The 16675-nt window shown below is 69.8% G+C and carries 14 protein-coding genes; 2 read left to right on the top strand and 12 right to left on the bottom strand.

Annotated features, from left to right (window positions below; translation table 11 throughout):
• Positions 1 to 6: 6 nt before the first annotated feature.
• Positions 7 to 906, bottom strand: a complete 900-nt coding sequence (locus tag CEK69_RS02615) for a LysR substrate-binding domain-containing protein (protein WP_152243641.1) — start codon at positions 904 to 906, stop codon at positions 7 to 9.
• Between the two features lie 86 nt (positions 907 to 992).
• On the opposite strand from CEK69_RS02615, the gene CEK69_RS02610 reads away from it, so the two are divergent.
• Positions 993 to 1736: a sulfite exporter TauE/SafE family protein gene (locus tag CEK69_RS02610; RefSeq protein WP_193313868.1), complete on the top strand. Its 744-nt coding sequence runs from the start codon at positions 993 to 995 to the stop codon at positions 1734 to 1736.
• Positions 1737 to 2004: 268 nt separating this feature from the next.
• On the opposite strand, the gene CEK69_RS02605 is transcribed toward CEK69_RS02610, so the two are convergent.
• From CEK69_RS02605 to CEK69_RS02590, 4 genes are all read right to left on the bottom strand, one after another.
• Positions 2005 to 4182 carry a carboxy terminal-processing peptidase gene (locus CEK69_RS02605; RefSeq protein ID WP_017908122.1) on the bottom strand — a complete coding sequence of 726 codons (2178 nt, stop codon included), beginning with the start codon at positions 4180 to 4182 and terminating at the stop codon, positions 2005 to 2007.
• Positions 4183 to 4414: 232 nt separating this feature from the next.
• Positions 4415 to 5425, bottom strand: coding sequence for a lipoyl synthase (gene lipA, locus CEK69_RS02600; protein ID WP_010343118.1), 1011 nt, complete (start codon positions 5423 to 5425; stop codon positions 4415 to 4417).
• A 22-nt stretch (positions 5426 to 5447) separates the two neighbouring features.
• Complete coding sequence (gene lipB, locus CEK69_RS02595; protein ID WP_152243637.1) at positions 5448 to 6155, bottom strand: lipoyl(octanoyl) transferase LipB; 708 nt, start codon at positions 6153 to 6155, stop codon at positions 5448 to 5450.
• Entirely contained in the window at positions 6143 to 6421 is a 279-nt protein-coding gene (locus CEK69_RS02590; RefSeq protein ID WP_152243635.1) for a YbeD family protein, read from the bottom strand. Before CEK69_RS02590 ends, lipB begins: the two co-directional genes overlap by 13 nt.
• Positions 6422 to 6773: 352 nt before the next feature.
• On the opposite strand from CEK69_RS02590, the gene CEK69_RS02585 reads away from it, so the two are divergent.
• Positions 6774 to 7829: a lipid A deacylase LpxR family protein gene (locus tag CEK69_RS02585; protein ID WP_152243633.1), complete on the top strand. Its 1056-nt coding sequence runs from the start codon at positions 6774 to 6776 to the stop codon at positions 7827 to 7829.
• Between the two features lie 158 nt (positions 7830 to 7987).
• Here CEK69_RS02585 and CEK69_RS02580 read toward each other — a convergent pair whose 3' ends face one another.
• From CEK69_RS02580 to CEK69_RS02550, 7 genes are all read right to left on the bottom strand, one after another.
• A complete protein-coding gene (locus CEK69_RS02580; RefSeq protein ID WP_148829351.1) occupies positions 7988 to 9199 on the bottom strand; it encodes a D-alanyl-D-alanine carboxypeptidase family protein in 1212 nt (403 codons plus the stop codon).
• A 149-nt stretch (positions 9200 to 9348) separates the two neighbouring features.
• Complete coding sequence (locus CEK69_RS02575; RefSeq protein ID WP_152243631.1) at positions 9349 to 10845, bottom strand: septal ring lytic transglycosylase RlpA family protein; 1497 nt, start codon at positions 10843 to 10845, stop codon at positions 9349 to 9351.
• Positions 10842 to 11978 (bottom strand): lytic murein transglycosylase B, encoded by a 1137-nt coding sequence (gene mltB, locus CEK69_RS02570; protein WP_017914484.1) that lies wholly within the window; start codon positions 11976 to 11978, stop codon positions 10842 to 10844. Before mltB ends, CEK69_RS02575 begins: the two co-directional genes overlap by 4 nt.
• 196 nt (positions 11979 to 12174) lie before the next feature.
• The gene (locus tag CEK69_RS02565) at positions 12175 to 13566 is read right to left on the bottom strand and encodes an NAD-dependent succinate-semialdehyde dehydrogenase (RefSeq protein WP_152243629.1); all 1392 of its coding nucleotides are present in this window, start codon (positions 13564 to 13566) and stop codon (positions 12175 to 12177) included.
• 65 nt (positions 13567 to 13631) lie between these two features.
• Positions 13632 to 15038 (bottom strand): NAD(P)(+) transhydrogenase (Re/Si-specific) subunit beta, encoded by a 1407-nt coding sequence (locus CEK69_RS02560; protein ID WP_152243627.1) that lies wholly within the window; start codon positions 15036 to 15038, stop codon positions 13632 to 13634.
• A gap of 4 nt (positions 15039 to 15042) precedes the next feature.
• Entirely contained in the window at positions 15043 to 15357 is a 315-nt protein-coding gene (locus tag CEK69_RS02555; RefSeq protein WP_017909700.1) for an NAD(P) transhydrogenase subunit alpha, read from the bottom strand.
• A 3-nt stretch (positions 15358 to 15360) separates the two neighbouring features.
• Positions 15361 to 16500, bottom strand: coding sequence for an NAD(P) transhydrogenase subunit alpha (locus CEK69_RS02550; RefSeq protein ID WP_148829355.1), 1140 nt, complete (start codon positions 16498 to 16500; stop codon positions 15361 to 15363).
• Positions 16501 to 16675 lie beyond the last annotated feature (175 nt).

Here is a 16675-nt window from a genome sequence, read left to right as displayed (position 1 = left end):
GGATCCTCAGGCCGCCGGCGCCGCATGCGCGCACAGCCAATCCAGGACCTGCTGCACTGGCGGCGACGGCGCCGGTGTCGGTCGCCAGACGATCAACAACTGGCGCAGCGCCCACGGCTCCTGCAGCGGTACCGCGACCAACTGCGCACGCACGCTGACCCGCTCCAGCGCCGCCTGCGGCAGGATTGCCACGCCGGCGCCGCGCGCCAGCATGCGGCACAGCGGTTCGATGCCGTGCACCTGCGCGCGGATGCGCAGCTGGCCACCGGCACGCGTGGCATGGATCCGCAGATGCTGCTGCAGTGCGCTGTCCTCGGCCAGGCCGAGCAACTGCGCCTGCCATACCTCCGAGAACCGCAACTGCGGCGCCTGCGCCAGCGGATGCGTGGCCGCGGCCACCAGCACCAGCCGATCCTGCCGAAACGGGTGCGCCTGCAGGCCCTGCAGATCGGCGTGATCGGCGATCACCGCCAGGTCGGCGCGTTGCTCGCGCAGCGCGTCGGCCGCGGCGACGCTGCCCTGCTCGCGCAGCGCCAGATCGATGCGCGGGTGCGCCACCAGGAACTCGGCCAGCAGTTCCGGCAACCATTCCGACAGCGCCGCGGTATTGGCCAGCAGGCGCACGCTGGCCGGGTGGCCGCCGGCGTACTCGCCCAGTTCGCTGCGCATCGCCTCAGCCTGCCGCAGCAACTCCCGCGCGTGCCGCAGCAGCGCGGTGCCGGCCGCGGTGAGGCCAACGCCACGCGGGCCGCGCGCGAACAGCGCGACGCCAAGCTGCGTCTCCAACGCGCGGATGCGTGCACTGGCCGCGGCCAGCGACAGTGCCGCGCGATCGGCACCGGCGGTGATACTGCCGGCCTCGGCCACCGCCAGGAACAGCCGCAGATCGGTGAAATCCAGGTGCATCGATGCTCCCGCCTTCGTCGTTGCCGAAGTCTGCCTGAAGCATTCGCGCATTGTCCGGCTGCCGCGGCGCGCCGATGCTGGATGCCATGGACACCCTCGCACCGCATCTGCTGCCGATCGCCCTGGTCTTCCTGCTCGCCGGCGGCGTCAAGGGCATGGCCGGCATGGGCCTGCCGACGGTGGCGATGGGCCTGCTGGGACTCTGGCTGACGCCGGCCGAGGCCGCGGCGCTGCTGGCGCTGCCGTCGCTGCTGACCAACCTGCAACAAGCCTGGGGCGCAGGCACCGGCGCGCTGCTGCGGCGACTGTGGCCGCTGCTGGCGTGCATCGTCGCCGGCACCTGGTGCAGCGTCGGCATCCTCGCGGGCGCCGACCCGCGGCTGGCGCGCGCCGGGCTGGGCGCGTTGTTGGCGCTGTATGCCGTGCTCGGCCTGAGCCAGTGGCAGGCACGCCTGTCGTCATCGCAGGCGCGCTGGGCGGCGGCGCCCGTGGGCCTGGCGACCGGGCTGCTGACTGGCGCCACCGGTGTGTTCGTGTTGCCGGTGCTGCCCTATCTGGTGGCGCTGGATCTGCCGCGGGAGGCGCTGATGCGCGCGCTCGGCAGTTGCTTCGCCGCGGCCACGCTTGCGCTGGCCGCAGCCCTCGTTGCGCACGGGGCATTCCCCACCCAGGCGCTGGGTCCGTCGTTGCTGGCACTGCTGCCCACTGCCGTAGGCATGTGGCTGGGCACGCGGCTGCGCCAACGCATCTCCGCCAGCGCGTTCCGCCGCGTGTTCCTCCTGACCTTGCTGGCACTGGGCCTGCACCAGGTGTGGCAGGCGCTGGGCTAGGGCGTGTCATCAATCCCCGAGCATGCCGCGCCGCGATTGCGCGCGCCTGTGGCAAGGAAGAGCGAGGAAGTGGACGTCCGTCCACGCCCGAGCGACGACGCGGGATGTGGGAACAACCTGATCGCGAAATTACCCTCCTACCAGGCAAGCAGAATCCGCCTGCGCGTGGCGGAAACAGATTGCGAGAGATGCCATGAAGTCGCTCCCACAAAAAACGCGCCACCGCTGAGCGATGGCGCGTTCGGTTTTTCGACGGTAGAGCGCGGGCTCAGTCGGCCCAGCGCCCCGGGCCGGTGGACTGCGGCAGCACCTGCACCGACAGCGGGCGGTCCTTCTCCAGCAGGTTGACCGCATCGCTCAGGATCGAGGCCGATTCGCGCAGCAGCGGATCCGGACGCTTGTCGACCAGCTTCTCGCGCGCGGCGTCCTTGACGATGTCGCGCTCGTTGCCGGTCAGGCCATCGTCGCTGCTGTCGTCGGCCAGCGGATCCAGCGGCAGGCCGAGCTGCTTGCGGATCTCCTGGCGCTGCTTGCGCTGCGCGTCCTGCTTCTCACGCTCGGCGCGGCGCTCGGCCTCGTTGAGCACCACGTACTTCTTCGCCGCCTCGGTGCGGAACTGGCGCACGTCCTCTTCCCACCACTGGAATTCCTTGTCGTTGGCGATGCGCGTGGTGTGCAGCGCCTCCAGCTTGGGCAGCAGCGGCGCGAAATTGCCGTACTGGGTGTGCGGCACCGCGGCGATGCGGCTCCACGGCAGCGCGTTGTCGTAGGTGCTTTCGCCGAACTCGGTGGCATCGACGCTGGCCGGGAAGGCGATGTCCGGCACCACGCCCTTGTGCTGGGTGCTGCTGCCGCTGACGCGGAAGAACTGGGCGATGGTCAGCTTGACCTGGCCGAAGCGGTCGGTCTCGTTGGCCGGCCAGCGGTCCAGGTCGACGATGTTCTGCACCGTGCCCTTGCCGAAGCTGGTCTCGCCGATGATCAGGCCGCGGCCGTAATCCTGGATGGCGCCGGCGAAGATCTCCGACGCCGAGGCCGAGCCGCGGTTGATCAGCACCGCCAGCGGGCCGTCCCAGGCCACGGCCGGGTTCTGGTCGCTGTTGACGGTGACGCGGCCGCCGGATTCGCGCACCTGCACCACCGGGCCCTGCTCGATGAACAGGCCGGTCAGCTCGATCGCCTCGTCCAGCGAACCGCCGCCGTTGTTGCGCAGGTCCAGCACCACGCCGTCGACCTTGTCGGTCTTGAAGCCGGCCAGCAGCTTGGCCACGTCGCGGGTCGCCGAGGCATAGTCCTTGGCGTTGCGGCGGCGGCCTTCGAAGTCCTGGTAGAACGCGGGCAGCTTGATCACGCCGATGCGACGGGCCGGCTCGCCGTCCTTGGCCGGCAGCTCGATGGTCTCGCCCTTGGCGGCCTGTTCGGCCAGGCGCACCTTCTGCCGGGTCAGCAGCACCTGGCGGTGCTTGCCGTCCACACCGGCTTCGGCCGGAATGTACTCCAGGCGCACCTGGGTGTCCTTGTCGCCGCGGATCTTGGCGACCACGTCGTCGATGCGCCAGCCGATCACGTCCTCGACCGGGCCGCTCTTGCCCTGGCCGACGCCGACGATGCGGTCGCCCGGCTTGAGCGTGCCGTCCAGCGCGGCCGGACCGCCCGGGATCACCTCGCGGATCACCACCAGGTCGTCCTGCTTCTGCAGCTGCGCGCCGATGCCTTCAAGCGACAGCGACATCTGCTGGTTGAAGTTCTCGGCGGTGCGCGGGGTGAAGTAGTCGGTGTGCGGATCGACCGTATTGGTGTAGGCGTTCATGAAGAACTGGAACACGTCCTCGCTCTTCAGTTCCTTCACCGAGTCGTCGAGGTTGGCGTAGCGCTTGTCCAGGGTCTTGCGGATGTCCTCCGGCTTCTTGCCGGCGAGCTTCAGCCGCAGCCAGTCGTTCATCACCGACTTGCGCCACAGCGCATCCAGTTCCTGGTCGTCCTTGGCCCACGGCGCATTCTTGCGGTCGTACTCGAACTTCTCGTCGCCGTCGAAGTTGAAGTCCTGCTTGAGCAGCTTGCGCGCGTAGGCGATGCGCTCGTCCACCCGCTGCCGGTACACGGCGAAGATCTGGAACGCCGGTTCCAGCTGGCCGGAGGCGATGTTGGCGCCGAGGTTGTTCTGGAAGCTGGCGAACTTGTCGACGTCGGCCTGGGTGAAGAACTGCTTGCTGCCGTCCAGGGTCTCCAGATACTTCTTGAAGACCTCCTTGGAGGTCGCCTCGTCGAGGGCGCGCGGCCGGTAGGCGTAGCGGCTGTCGGAGAGCAGGCCGTACACCAGCTTGGCGGTGGTGGCCTGGTCGGCGGTGGCAGCGGCCGGCAGGGCGGGCGCGTCGGTACGGGCGAACAGCGCCAGCGGTGCGGTCAGCGCAAACGCCAGCAGGAAGGCGGAAGCTTTGAATTTCATCTGGGGACTCTCGGCACCAGGCCGTCAGGGGGGCAGCACATCGCGTGAGACAACACGACAGTGACGCAAGTTGCAGGCCGTGTCACCTGTTCATGAAGCAGACTAGCTGCCGGCTTGCGCAGAAATGTGAACGCTGCCGGTGCGAGCCGCGCGGACGGTCGTCCTGCGGCGACGAATGCGCGTCGCCGCAGCGCAAAGGCGCGATCGACGACGCGGCTCAGGAGGACGCGATTCAGGCGGCGACGCCGGCGCCGGCCGCCTGGCGATCGGCGTGATAGGACGAGCGCACCATCGGCCCGGAGGCGACGTGGCTGAAGCCCAGCGCGTTGCCGTACTCCTCCAGCGCCTTGTATTCGTCCGGCGTCCAGTAGCGCATCACCGGGTGGTGATGGGCGGTCGGCTGCAGGTACTGGCCGATGGTGACCATGTCCACGTCGTGCGCACGCAGGTCGCGCAGGGTCGCCTGCACCTGCTCCAGGGTCTCGCCCAGGCCGAGCATGATGCCGGACTTGGTGGCGATGGCCGGATGCTGCGCCTTGAACTTCTTCAGCAGGGTCAGCGACCACTGGTAGTCGGCGCCGGGACGCACGTTCGGGTACAGGTCCGGCACGGTCTCGATGTTGTGGTTGAACACGTCCGGCGGATTGGTCGCCAGGATCTCCAGCGCGCGGTCCATGCGGCCCTTGCCGCGGAAGTCCGGGGTCAGGATCTCGATGCGGGTGTTCGGCGCGGCGACGCGGATGGCGCCGATGCAGTCGGCGAAATGCTGGGCGCCGCCGTCGCGCAGGTCGTCGCGATCGACGCTGGTCACCACCACGTACTTCAGGCCCATGTCGGCCACGGTCTGCGCCAGGCTGGCCGGCTCGCCGGCGTCCGGCGGCTTGGGCCGGCCGTGCGCGACATCGCAGAACGAACAGCGGCGGGTGCAGACCTCGCCGAGGATCATGAAGGTGGCGGTGCCGTGGCCGAAGCACTCGTGGATGTTCGGGCAGCTGGCCTCTTCGCAGACGGTGACCAGGCGGTTCTCGCGCAGCTTGGCCTTGAGATTCTGCACCGCATTGCCGGAGGGAATGCGCACGCGGATCCACGAGGGTTTGCGCAGCACCGGCGCGTCGGCGAACTGCACCGGCGAGCGCGCGATCTTGTCGCCGCCCAACTGCTTGACGCCGGTCTGCAGCGGCGCGGGCGCGCTGTCGCCGGAAAGGACCTGCAAGGGAATGGAGCGTGCGCTGGGCTGGGTCATGGCGTGGTCGGCGGGCAGGCGGTCAGGCCGCGTGCGTGAGCGAAAGATCGGGCAAGGCGTCGAGCGGCTGCAGGGTCAGCCCGAACTGGCGCGCCAGTTGGGCCAGCAGGACCGGAGTGACCGCCTGCATGCCGGAGGGACCGCCCAAGTCTAGCACCGCGGTCACCTGCAGGCCCTGGTAGCCGCAGGGATTGATCCGGTGGAACGGCTCCAGGTCCATCGCCACGTTGAACGACAGGCCGTGGAAGGTGCAGCCGCGGCGCACGCGGATGCCGAGGGCGGCGACCTTGGCGCCGCCGACGTAGACGCCCGGCGCGCCCTCGCGGCGTTCGCCGAGGATGTTCCATTCGTCGAGGGTGTCGATGATCGCCTGCTCGATCCGGCACACGTAGTCGCGCACGCCGATGTGCAGCCGGCGCAGGTCCAGCAACGGGTACACCACCAACTGGCCGGGGCCGTGATAGGTGACCTGGCCGCCGCGATCGACCTGCAGCACCGGGATGTCGCCCGGCGCCAGCACGTGTTCCGGCTTGCCGGCCTGGCCGAGGGTGAACACCGGGTCGTGTTCGACCACCCACAGCTCGTCGGGGGTGGCCTCGTCGCGCGCGTCGGTGAAGCGCTGCATCGCCCGCCACACCGGCTCGTAGGGCTGGCGGCCGAGCTGGCGAACGCCGCACGGCGGCAGCGTCGGTGCCGGCGCCACTGGCGCGTCCCCGGCTACAGCGTCCACTTCACTTCCGGGTGTTCGCGCAGCGCCTGGTGCGCGGCGTCGTACTGGGCGCGGTCCACGGCACGGAAGGCGATGCGCACCGACACGTACTTGCCGTTGGACGAATGCTTCCAGCTGATGCGCTCGTCCATCACCTCCACGCCGGCCGCGGCGAGCAGGCGCGGCAGTTCGGCCTCCAGGCCGGTGTTGGCGGTGCCCATGGCGCTGAGTTCGAACACGCCGGGGAACTGGAAACCGTGATCGGGGTTATCGGAAGTGATGTCCATGTCCGCATTATCGGGCCGGCGCCGGGCAAACCCAAGGCCGGCCGCGGTGGGCAGACAGCGCCCCGGGATCGCGGAGCCACGCGGCACGGAGGTCCGGCCGCGCGCCAGCCACCGGTGTGGCACGGCCGCGCGCCGTGGCGGTGGCCTCCCTGCGCGTCATTGCGCACCACCGCCTTCACGCTGCAAGAGGGCAGATGGGACAGACAAACCCAAACGGACGAATTTGTCCGCTACGGCGCTTTTGCCTATCCTTCACCGCACGGGCTGCGTTCATGGTCCGGGGTGGCGCCGGCATCGACTGCCTGCAGGCGTACATCGCCGCTCACTCCCTTTCCGACCAGAGACGCCACTCATGCCGTCATCCCGCCCGTTGCTTCCGCTGGCTGTTGCCCTCGCCGCCGCGGTTGCGCCCGCCGTTGCCACCGCGCAATGCCCACGCGACACCCTGGAAGCGACCGCGCCCACGGTCAATGTCCGCGTCGACAACGACCTGTTCGGCGGCGCCGGCCAGGACCAGGGCTACACCAACGGGTTCGGCCTGATCATCGTCTCGCCGAATCTGCGCGACTACACCGACGACCCCTGCCTGCCGCGGCTGGCTCGGGCGGTGAACCGCGGCCTGACCTGGCTGCAGCCGAACAGCGACTTCACCCAGCGCAACATGACCTTCGCGGTCGGGCAAGCGCTGTTCACCCCCACCGACAAGACCCGCCGCGACCTGATCGAGGACGACCGCCCCTACGCCGGCCTGTTGCTGATGAACATCGGCTACAACGCGCGCAACGACGAGCGCCTGCGTACCACGCAACTCACCCTGGGCCTGATCGGCCCGTCGGCGCAGGGCAAGCAGGTGCAGGATGCGGTGCACGCCCTGCTCGGCGACGCCAAGTTCCAGGGCTGGGACAACCAGTTGCACGACGAACCGGTGTTCCGCGTGCTGCACGAACGGCTGCGCCGCTGGTCCGGCGACGGCAGCCGCGACGGCTGGGGGTGGGATGCGATCAGCCACTGGGGCGGCGCGCTGGGCACGCTGGATACCCACGCCAATGCCGGCATGGAACTGCGCCTGGGCTGGAAGCTGCCGGACGATTTCGGTAGTTCGCCGCTGCGCCCCGCCGGCGAGAACGTCGCCCCGCCGGCCAACAGCGTCGGCAGCGGCTGGTCGGCGCACCTGTTCATGACCACCGATGGACGCTGGGTCCTGCGCGACATCACCCTGGACGGCAACACCTTCCGCGACAGCCACAGCGTGAAGAAGCGCCCCTTCGTCGGCGACGCCGGCATCGGCCTGGCGGTGATGCGCGGCAAATGGAAGTTCGCCCTCGCCCGCTACTGGCGCACCCGCGAGTTCGACCTGCAGCGGCAGACGCCGGTGTTCGGGAGCTTTACGGTGAGTCGGAAGCTTTGAGGCTGGGAATGGGGAATGGGGAATAGGGAATGGCAAAAGCGGGCCTCCGATCTCCCCACCAAACCGGCAGGTGGCAGTACACCGCTTTACCCATTCCCTATTCCCCATTCTCCATTCCCAAGAAAAAAGCCGGCGTCAGCCGGCTTTTTTCAAACAACTCATTCGGATTCCCACCACATCCAGAAGCTGTCCCACAGGCGCTTGAAGAAACCGGCCTCGTCGACCGCCTTCAGCGCCACCAGCGGGGCCTGCGCCACCACCTTGCCGTCCAGGCTCACCTTGACCATGCCGATCTGCTGGCCCTGCTTGATCGGCGCCTCCAAGGTCTTGGGCACTTCGATCGCCGGCTTCAGTTCGTTGTAGCGGCCGCGCGGCACGCTGACCAGCAGCGGCTGCGCCACGCCCAGCAGCACCTGCTTCTCGGTGCCCTTCCACACGCGCTGCTGCGCGACCTGCTTGCCCGGCTCGTACAGGCTGTGGGTCTCGAAGAAGCGGAAACCCCAGTTCAGCAGCGCCAGGCTGTCCTCGGCACGCTGCTTCTCGGAGCTGTCGCCCATCACCACCGCGATCAGGCGCTGGTCGCCGCGCTTGGCCGAGCTGAGCAGGCAGTAGCCGGCTTCGGAGGTGTGGCCGGTCTTGATGCCGTCCACGCTGGGGTCGCGCCACAGCAGCAGGTTGCGGTTGGGCTGGGTGATGTCGCCGACGCGGAATTCCTTGATCTTGTTGTACGCGTAGGTTTCCGGATAGTCGCGGACCATCGCCCGGCCCAGCAGCGCCAGATCGTAGGCGGTGGTGTAGTGGCCTTCGGCCGACAGGCCGTGGGCGTTGACGAAGTGCGAGCCGGTCATGCCGATCTTCTTCGCGTACTCGTTCATCAGCGAGGCGAAGGCTTCCTCGCTGCCGGCGGTGTGTTCGGCCAGCGCGATCGCCGCGTCGTTGCCGGACTGGATCGCCATGCCCTTTTCCATGTCTTCCAGGCGCGCGGTCTTGTTGACCGGGAAGCCGCTGTAGCTGCCGTCGGTGCCGGCACCGCCCTCGCGCCAGGCGCGCTCGCTGAGCATGACCTGGTCGTCGCGGGTGATCTTGCCCAGCTTCAATTCGGCCGCGATCACGTACGAGGTCATCACCTTGGTGATGCTGGCCGGGGCCACGCGTTCGTGCTCGTTCTCGCCGGCCAGCACCTGGCCGGTGGCGTAATCCATCAGCACCCAGGACTTGGAGACGGCCGGCTTGGGCGCGGGCGGGATCGCCACGGTGGCCGGAGCGGCGGCAGCGGCGGCCGGCGGCGCGGGAACCGGACCGGGCGTCTGCGCGGAAACCAGGCCGACGGCGAACGTGGCCACGGCAGCGACGGCGAAGCGGAATTTCATCTAAAACGACTCCTGGCGGGCCCGAAGGCCGATGGAAAACGCGACATTGTAGGCCGAGCCGGCGCCCGGGCAGGCGCGGCGCGGGCACGCGCGCGAACCGGCGTTAAGCCATCGGCGCGCCGACCGCCCGCCGTGGCGGGCACGCCACCTCAATCCTTGACGATCTGCGGCCGGCCGAAGCCGAGGCCGGCGATGCGCGTGGCCAGCTCGGCGGCGCGGCCATGGTCCTCGGCCGCCACCCGCAGCCGCCACAGGGTGCGGCCACCGGAGACGATATCGCTGATGCTGGCGCCGACGATGCCGGCCGAGGCCAATTGCGACAGCGCGCGGTTGGCGTTCTCGCGGCTGGCGAAGCTGGCCACCTGCAGCAGGATGCCGAGCGGTCCGCGCGCGCTGTCGTCGTCGGCGCGCGACGCGGCGCTGGCGACCGGTGCGGGAGGCGCTGCCGGCGTCGCCACTGCGACGGTCGGGGCTGCCACGGCGGCAGTAGGCGCGGCAGTGGGCTTGGCCGTCGCGGTGCCGCGGGATCCGCGCACCGGGGTGCTCGCCGCGGCCACACTGGGCGCGGGCGTGGCCGGCTTGCCGGTGGCCACGCGCACGCCGCGCGACTTCATCCAGGCGTCGAAACGATCGGCATCGCCGACCCGGCCCGGCGCGTCCTGCACGCGATAGCGCCAACGCTCGCCTTCCGGCAGCGCCGCGGCCGTGGCGGTCGCCGCGGCGGCGGTAGGCGCAACGACCGCCGCCACCGGAACGGCACGCGCCGGCACGGTCGCGGCGGCGGCCACGCTGCCGCCGGCCGATCCGGCCGATCCGGCCGACTTCGCCGGCAGGGTCTTGACCAGGTTGTCCATGTCCGCCGCGCGCCGCACCGCCGCGGGATCGCGTGTGGCGGTGGCGGTGGACGCGCTGGCCAGCAGCGTCGCCGGGCGCCGGCCGGTGCCGCGCCGCGCCAGCAGGTCGCCGTTGTCGGCCGGAGTGAGTCCGCGTACTTCCACGCGACCGGTGCCCTTGCCGGTGATGCCGAGCTTGACCGCCGCCGCGTAGCTGAGGTCGATCAGCCGATCGTCGTGGAACGGGCCGCGGTCGTTGATCCGCACCACCACCGACTCGCCGTTGTCCAGGTTGGTGACCAGGGCGAAGCTGGGCAGCGGCAGGGTCTTGTGCGCGGCGGTGAACGCGTACATGTCGTAGACCTCGCGGTTGGAGGTCAGCCGGCCATGGAACTTGCTGCCGTAGTACGAGGCGGTGCCGCGCTCGACGTAGCTGTGCGGATCGTCGATGACCACGTACTCGCGGCCCAGCACCATGTACGGGGAGCGGTTGCCGATCGCCGAGCGCGGTTCGTCGGTGACCAGCGGCTCGGGAATGCAGGCGACGTTGGGCACGTAGTCCGGGGTGCTGTCGCGCACGCCGGGCGCATACAGGCCGCCGGCGGTGTAGTTGCCGCGCTTGGACGGATCTTCCTTGGCCGGCGCGTAGGGCGAGGTCGACGGACAACCGGTGGCGACATGCGCCGGCCCCTTGCCCTCGACCCGGATGCCGGGCCCGGCGCCGCCGGCGGTCTTCTTCGGGGCGCTGCTGCAGGCGGCCAGCGCCAGCACAGCGACGACGGGAGCGATCCGGAGCAGCGCGTTCGGGTTCATGCCGGGGGTAACTCCTTGCCGGCGATGGCCTGGGACAGTTGGTAGACGGCCATCGCGTACATCTTGGAATTGTTGTAGCGGGTGATCGCGTAGTAGTTCTGGAAGCCGAGCCAGTACTGCTTGCCTGCGCTGCCGTCGAGCGTGATCGGCGTGGCGCCGCCAGCGGCCGCCGGCACCGGCGCGGTCGGCGTGTAGCCGCGCGCGGCCAGGTCGGCCAGGGTGTAGGTCGGCGTCCAGTCGGTCGGATTGAATTCCTCGGCGCCCGGGCGCAGCGTCGCCGGCACCGCGACCACGCCGTCGCGCACCCAGCCGCCCTTCTTGACGAAGTAGTTGGCGATGGACGAGAACGCGTCGTCGTAGTCGGTGAACAGATTGCGCTTGCCGTCGCCGTCGCCATCGACCGCGAACTGGCGGTAGCTGGACGGCATGAACTGGCCCAGGCCCATCGCGCCGGCGTAGCTGCCGATCAGGCCGGTGATGTCCAGGTTCTCTTCGCGGGCCAGCGCGAACAGCTGGCCGAGCTCATCGCGGAAGAACAGTTCGCGGCGCACCTCGCGCTCGAGCTTGGCCGGATCGCCGCTGCGCGGATAGCGGAACGCCAGCGTGTACAGCGCATCCAGCACGCGGTAGGAGCCGGCGTTCTTGCCGTAGCTGGTTTCCACGCCGATGATCGCGACGATGACCTCGGCCGGCACGCCGGTGCGCGCCTGCACCCGCTGCAGTTCGTCGCGATGCGTGGCCAGGAACGCGCGGCCGCCATCGATGCGCGCCTGGCTGATGAACATCGGCCGGTACTCGCTCCACGGCTTGACCCGCTCGGCCGGGCGCGACATCGCCGCGACGATCGCATCCTTGAACTGGGCCTGCGCCAGGGTCGCCTCGATCTGCGCCGGATCCATGCCGTACCTGGCCGCGGTGTCGCGGACGAAGTTGGCGCGGGCGACCTCGAACGGGACCGGGGTCAGGTCCACCGGTGGCGCCTGCACCACTTCCGGCGCGGCCTCGGCCGGCGGAGCCGGACGCGGCGCAGGCGGCGGCGCGCTGGCCTGCGGCGGCGACGGAGGCGCCTTGGGCTGGGTCGCGCATGCGACCAGGCCAAGCGTGAGCAGGCAAATCAGCGAGCGTCGGATCATGCCGGCAGACTAACAGATTCAAGATGAATTTCTACCAATAACGCCATGAAACAAAAGAACTTTGCCCCAGGTCAAGTGCGCCCGCAGCATGACCTGCCGGCATGCACCGGGCACGCGCCCCGACCCGGGCGTGGCGACGGCACAAAAAAGCCGCCGGGGTTGCCCCCGGCGGCCTGGCCTGACGCATGACGCCCACTCAGAACGGCGCGTCGATGTCGACCACGTCGATCAGCTTGTGATTGACGAATTCCTTGATGCCGAGCCCGATCAGTTCGCGCCCGTAGCCGGAACGGCGCACGCCGCCGAACGGCAGGTCGGCCTTGACCATGGTCGGGTGGTTGACGAACACCATGCCGGTGGAGATGCGCCTGGCCACCGCCACGCCGCGCGCATCGTCGCCGGTGAACACCGAGCCGCCCAGGCCGAACGGCGAATCGTTGGCGATGCGTACCGCGTCGTCCTCGTCCCGGGCGCGGAACAGCATCGACACCGGGCCGAAGAACTCCTGGTGGTAGGCCGGGTTGTCCGGGGCGACGTCGGTGAGGAAGGTCGGCTGCACGAACGCGCCATGCACCGGCACCGGCGGCCCGACCTCGGTCGCGGTGGCGCCATGCCTGACCGCCTCGGCGATCTGACGCTTCAGGTCGTCGGCGGCGCCTTGCGAAGACAGCGGCGCCAGGGTGGTCGCCGGGTCCATCGGATCGCCGGCCCGCAGCGCCGCCACGCCGGCGCGGTAGCGCTGCAGGAATTCCTCGTACACCTCCTGCACCACGATCATGCGCTTGGACGACACGCAGACCTGCCCGCCGTTCCAGTGGCGGCCGAACACCGCCCACTTCACCGTCTTCTCCAGCGGCGCATCGTCCAGCACCACGAAGGCGTCGGCACCGCCCAGTTCCATGGTCGACTTCTTCAGCGCCTTGGCCGCCTGGGCCGCGACGATGGCGCCGGCACCTTCCGACCCGGTGAGCGCCACACCGTGCACGCGCGGATCGTTGAGGATGGTCTCCACCTGGCCGCGGGTGGCGTAGAGATTGACGAAGGCCCCGGCCGGCAGCCCGGCTTCGGCCATCAGCGCTTCGAACTTGGCCGCGCACTGCGGCACGTTGGAGGCGTGCTTGAGCAACACGGTGTTGCCGGCCGACAGTTGCGGGGCGATGATCCGCGCGATCTGGTAGTACGGGAAATTCCACGGTTCGATCGCCAGCAGCACGCCCAGCGGCTCGTGCACCACCATCGCCCTGCCCTCGGCCGGATCGGCCACCGGCAGATGCTCCGGCGCCAGCAAGCGCTCGGCGTTGACCGCGTAGTACTCGAAGATGTCCGCCGACAGTCGCACCTCGGCTTCGGCCTCGCCGATCAGCTTGCCCATCTCCAGCGTCAGCAGACATGCGTACTCGCGGGTGTTGGCGCGCAGCAGCCGCGCCGCGGCATGCATCACCCTGGCGCGTTCGGCGAACGGGGCCTGCTTCCATTGCTGGAACGCGGCGTCGGCGGCATCGATCGCGGCCAGCACCTGCGCATCGGTGGCCTCCGAGAAGCTGGCGAGCAGTTCGCCGGTATAGGGATTGCGGGTGGCATAGGTCATGGTGGTGTCCTCGTGGAAGGTCGGAAAGCGCCGGACGCCTCGCGCCGGCGCGGGAAGCGGTTGGGTCAGGCGGCCAGTTCCTTCACCGCCTGCACCATGCGGTTGAGCACCGCGGCGGCGTCGCCGTAGACCATGTCGCAGTTGTCGCCGTAGAACAGCAGGTTCTCCACGCCGGCGTAGCCCTTGCCCTGGCCGCGCTTGATCACGTAGACCTGATGCGCCTGGTCGGCGTTGAGGATCGGCATGCCGTAGATCGGCGAGGCCTTGTCGGTGCGCGCCGCCGGATTGACCACGTCGTTGGCGCCGATCACCAGCGCCACATCGGTGCTGGCGAAGCTGTCGTTGATGTCCTCCATGTCGTAGATCAGGTCGTAGGGCACCCCGGCCTCGGCCAGCAGCACATTCATGTGCCCGGGCATGCGCCCGGCGACCGGATGGATGGCGAACTTCACGTCGACGCCGGCGGCCTGCAGCAGCTTCACCAGTTCGTACAGCCGGCCCTGCGCCTGCGCCACGGCCAGGCCGTAACCGGGCACGATGATCACGCTGGAGGCGTAGCGCATCGACGTCGCCGCATCGCCCGGCTCGACCGCGGTCATGCGGCCCTGCACGTCGCCCTGCACGACCGCGGCGCCGTCGCCGAAATTGCTGAACAGCACGTTGCCCAGCGAGCGGTTCATCGCCTTGGCCATCAGCACGGTCAGCAGGGTGCCGGCCGAGCCGACCACCATGCCGGCGATCATCAGCGCCGGGTTCTGCAGGGCGAAGCCTTCCAGGCCCACCGCCAGACCGGTGAAAGCGTTGTACAGCGAGATCACCACCGGCATGTCGGCGCCGCCGATCGGCAGCGTCATCAGCACGCCGAAGCCCAGCGCGGCGATGAAGAACGCTGGCGCCGCCCAGGCGCCGCCCGTGCCGGTGACCACCAGCGTGCCGAGCACCAGCGCGGCCAGGAACACCGCAGCATTGAAGGCGCTCTGGCCCTTGAACCGCCACGCGGTGTCGATGCGGCCGTCGAGCTTGGCCCAGGCGATCACCGAGCCGGACAGCGAGATCGCGCCGATCAGCGCACCGAGTACGGTCACCGCCAGGTGCGGGCCGCCCTGCTGCGGCTGCCGCGCGGTCAGCGCGACCGCGGCCACGGCCGCGGCGGCGCCGCCGCCCATGCCGTTGTACAGCGCCACCATCTGCGGCATCGCGGTCACCGCGACACGGCGGCCGCTGCGCCAGGCCCAGGCACCGCCCAGCAGCAACGCCAGCAGCGCCAGGGCCAAGTTGGTCAGCGCGTGCGGACGCGCCGCGGGCTGCAGGTCGGCGAGATAGCCGAAGGCGGCGGCCACCGCCACCAGCATGCCGATCCCGGCCAGGACGATGCCGCGCAGCGCGGTCACCGGCGAGGACATGCGCTTGAGGCCGAGGATGAACAGCAACGCGGCGGCGAACCCGCTCAGTTCCACCAGGAGCGAGAGCATGGCGCTACTCCTTCGCGGCCGGCGCGGCGCTGGGCTTGAACATCGCCAGCATGCGGTCGGTGACCACGTAGCCGCCGGCGGCATTGCCGGCGCCCAGCAGCACGCCGACGAAACCGATCGCCTGGCCGGCGACGGTGTCGGCATTGAACAGCGCGTGCATCGCGCCGACCACGACGATGCCGTGGACGAAGTTGGACCCGGACATCAGCGGCGTGTGCAGGATCGACGGCACCTTGCCGATCACTTCGTAGCCGGTGAACGCGGCCAGCATGAACACGTACAACGCGATCAGCCAGCTCATCGACAGATCGAGGGACATGACTCAGGACTCCTTGGTGGGAACGGGCGCGGCGGCCGGCACCGGTGGGTGGCAGAGGCGGCCGTCGTGGGTGAGCGCGGTGCCGGCGACCACCGCATCGTCGAAGTCCGGCGCCAGTGCGCCATCGCGCACCAGCAGGTCGAGCAGCCCCAGCAGGTTCTTGGCGTACAGCTCGCTGGCGTGCTGGGCCAACGCCGAAGGCACGTTGCGCGGGGCGACGAGGGTGACCGGTCCGACGTCCACGGTCTGCCCCGGCACGCTGCCTTCGCAGTTGCCGCCGCTGTCGGCGGCGAGATCCACGATCACCGCGCCGGGCTTCATGCCGGCGATCTGCTCGCGGTCGATCAGGATCGGCGCGGTGCGCCCGGGCACATTGGCGGTGGTGATGATCAGATCGGCCTGCTGGATGTGCTGGGTCAGCACCGCCGCGGCCTTGGCCCGCTCCTCGGCGCTGAGTTCGCGCGCATAGCCGCCCTCGCCGCGTGCGTCGATGCCGGTGTCGACGAAGCGCGCGCCGACCGACTGCGCCTGCTCGCGGGTTTCCGGACGCACGTCGTAGCCTTCGGTGATCGCGCCTAGCCGGTGCGCGGTGGCCAGCGCCTGCAGGCCGGCCACGCCCAGGCCCATCACCAGCACGCGCGCGGCACGCAGCGAACCGACCGCGGTGGTCATCATCGGCAGGATGCGCGGCAGGTGCACGGCGCCGAGCAGCGGCGCGTAGTAGCCGGCCAGTGCGGCCTGGCTGGACAGCACGTCCAGCGCCTGCGCGCGGCTGATGCGCGGCACCGTTTCCATCGCGAAGGCGGTGATGCGGCGTTCGCACAGCAGCTCCAGCAGGCCCGGCAGCTTGGCCGGGTACAGCATCGCGATCAGCATGCTGCCCGGGCGCAGCGCCGCCACCGTGCGCAGCGATGGCGCCTGCACGGCCAGCAGCAGGTCCGCACCGGCCACCACCTCTTGCGCATCGTCGAGCACGGTGGCGCCGGCATAGGCCGCATCCGGCAGTCGCGAACCGCTGCCGGCACCGGCCTGCAGGCGCAACTGCGCGCCCAACTTGGCCAGCTTCGGCAGCACCGCGGGCACCATCGCCACGCGGCGCTCCTCGGCCTGTTCTTCCCTCAGGACTGCAACAGTGAACGCCATGATCGCGGCTCGCTTGGAGGACGCGTGCACTGTGCGCGCCGGCCGACGCGCGGGCATTGATCCGGATCAAGCGCGCTGCCGCATCACGCGCAAAAGAACGCGCGCGATGTCCGCAGCTAGGCGGCGGAACGCTGCGGTGTGACAGGGCGATGGCATCACGTGCGGACGATTGCAG

The sequence above is a fragment of the Xanthomonas sp. LMG 12462 genome (assembly GCF_009192885.1).
Classification (GTDB): Bacteria; Pseudomonadota; Gammaproteobacteria; order Xanthomonadales; family Xanthomonadaceae; genus Xanthomonas_A; species Xanthomonas_A sontii.
This window is presented reverse-complemented; position numbering and strand designations above follow the sequence as displayed.

Coding starts and splice junctions, on each gene's coding strand:
- CEK69_RS02580 (WP_148829351.1), bottom strand. CDS start 9,199: ATGAAATTCCGCTTCGCCGTCGCTGCCGTGGCCACGTTCGCCGTCGGC.
- mltB (WP_017914484.1), bottom strand. CDS start 11,978: ATGATCCGACGCTCGCTGATTTGCCTGCTCACGCTTGGCCTGGTCGCA.
- CEK69_RS02585 (WP_152243633.1), top strand. CDS start 6,774: ATGCCGTCATCCCGCCCGTTGCTTCCGCTGGCTGTTGCCCTCGCCGCC.
- CEK69_RS02605 (WP_017908122.1), bottom strand. CDS start 4,182: ATGAAATTCAAAGCTTCCGCCTTCCTGCTGGCGTTTGCGCTGACCGCA.
- CEK69_RS02565 (WP_152243629.1), bottom strand. CDS start 13,566: ATGACCTATGCCACCCGCAATCCCTATACCGGCGAACTGCTCGCCAGC.
- CEK69_RS02615 (WP_152243641.1), bottom strand. CDS start 906: ATGCACCTGGATTTCACCGATCTGCGGCTGTTCCTGGCGGTGGCCGAG.
- CEK69_RS02575 (WP_152243631.1), bottom strand. CDS start 10,845: ATGAACCCGAACGCGCTGCTCCGGATCGCTCCCGTCGTCGCTGTGCTG.
- CEK69_RS02610 (WP_193313868.1), top strand. CDS start 993: ATGGACACCCTCGCACCGCATCTGCTGCCGATCGCCCTGGTCTTCCTG.
- CEK69_RS02590 (WP_152243635.1), bottom strand. CDS start 6,421: ATGGACATCACTTCCGATAACCCCGATCACGGTTTCCAGTTCCCCGGC.
- CEK69_RS02555 (WP_017909700.1), bottom strand. CDS start 15,357: ATGTCCCTCGATCTGTCGATGAGCTGGCTGATCGCGTTGTACGTGTTC.
- lipA (WP_010343118.1), bottom strand. CDS start 5,425: ATGACCCAGCCCAGCGCACGCTCCATTCCCTTGCAGGTCCTTTCCGGC.
- CEK69_RS02550 (WP_148829355.1), bottom strand. CDS start 16,500: ATGGCGTTCACTGTTGCAGTCCTGAGGGAAGAACAGGCCGAGGAGCGC.
- CEK69_RS02560 (WP_152243627.1), bottom strand. CDS start 15,038: ATGCTCTCGCTCCTGGTGGAACTGAGCGGGTTCGCCGCCGCGTTGCTG.